At 39.4% G+C, this 1,227-nt stretch carries 1 protein-coding gene; it reads right to left on the reverse strand.

Going from position 1 to position 1,227, the window contains the following annotated elements:
* Positions 1 to 572: 572 nt before the first annotated feature.
* On the reverse strand, positions 573 to 1,227 hold a 655-nt coding region (locus K0778_RS26195), incomplete at its 5' end, for a hypothetical protein (protein ID WP_153520338.1).

Here is a 1,227-nt window from a genome sequence, read left to right on the forward strand (position 1 = left end):
GAAATCGAGCCAGTTTGTGGCACGCCCTACCCGGATGGCGCCAATGTTAATGTACGTACATTAGCATTAACAATATCCAAACCTCCCCATTTTTCCCCGTTCGACGGCTGGAACGTGCGAAACTGATCGTCATTCAGTTTCGCGCATAACTATGCATGAGGTTAAAATTTACCAGGCGCGATCGCGGCAGTTTTTCGGGTGGTTTGTTGCTGTTTTTACCTGTCTGCTGCCGTGATCGCGCTGAACGCGTTTAAGCGGTACGCGCAATGCGACGTTATGGTAAATACGGAGTATTTTAATTGCGGGCCTTTGTTGTATATCTCTGTCGTTTGTCCCCGGGGGGAAGCATTACTGCTAACAAGTCCCGTGAGAAAACTGCGCAATCGTATTGCGCACCATGAACCTATTCTCAACCGCAATCTGGAGGATGATTTTGCTACGATAAAGAGAATTATCGCGTATCGGTGTCAGCATTCATTGGAGTGGATGCTGAAAAACCAGGTGTTACTCCCTCTACTTACACTTAAACCTCTCTAAAAATATAAGTAAGTACTATCGAGGGCTATCATGAACTATGGTGCCCTCTGAGCATAGCTACCCATTACTTCTTCTATGTCATTGAATAATTCATTTCTTAACTCTAAGTATTCTAGTAACTCCATTTCTAATGACTCTGTCGTGAACTTAAATCTAGAAGGATCTTTGATTGAGTTTACTAGTCTTGATAACGCTCTATATGTTTTGAGTGAAGGTTGCATTATAGATGGAAAGTATTTGAAAACCTCTTCATCTCTGTTGAAATTAACTAAAAACTTGTAGTCATCATTTATAAATCTCAAGCATACAGCGTCAAGCTTATCGCCTTTTCTTATTATTATTTCTTTATAGGAAAGATATTTTTCAGAAGATAAGTCCCACATCAAGCGAAAATCTCTCTTTGCGAACGAGTTCGCGTCATCATTGAAAAGAGATGATGTGATGGCTTTGGATAGACCTTCTGTGTTTATCTCTTTGTTGGATGGGTAGTAAATTTTATTAATTGCTTTCATTCTCTCAAATGATGAATATAGGTCATTATGCCACCTTGTTGAAATCACTCCTTTAGTTATATTCTCCTTGCTAAAATTAAGCCCTGTATCAAAAATAAATGCAGCCATCAGTGAATATGATATGTTTTTTATTAACTCAGACTTAAATGGTTCCGCTATGGAGTAGTACAGTGATAAA

Origin of the sequence: Escherichia sp. XD33, from assembly GCF_019375075.1 — a bacterium.
Taxonomy (GTDB): Bacteria; Pseudomonadota; Gammaproteobacteria; order Enterobacterales; family Enterobacteriaceae; genus Enterobacter; species Enterobacter flexneri_A.